This is a genomic window from Bartonella sp. AA86SXKL (genome assembly GCF_042196885.1).
Genome location: NZ_JBHIRE010000493.1, coordinates 345 through 601, shown reverse-complemented (window position 1 = coordinate 601; position 257 = coordinate 345). Strand labels below are relative to the sequence as shown.

Here is a 257-nt window from a genome sequence, read left to right as displayed (position 1 = left end):
TTTGGTTTTCCAGATCAATTAGCCCGTGTTCTCTCGGCAAGAGATGTGGATGAATCTGAAGCTGTTGCTTTTATCAATCCAACATTGCGCACACTTATGCCTGATCCAAAAAGTTTTACGGATATGCAATACGCAGCAGAGCGCATCGTGAAAGCTATTCTGAAGCAAGAGAAAGTTGCAGTTTTTGGTGATTATGATGTTGATGGTGCTTGTTCATCGGCACTCATAGCGCGCTTTTTGCGTTATTTTGGTGTCGA

Annotated in this window: 1 pseudogene; it reads left to right on the top strand. The window is 42.8% G+C overall.

The window, feature by feature from the left end:
• Positions 1 to 257 (top strand): annotated as a pseudogene (locus tag ACFIO5_RS12845) (single-stranded-DNA-specific exonuclease RecJ); the annotation flags it as partial.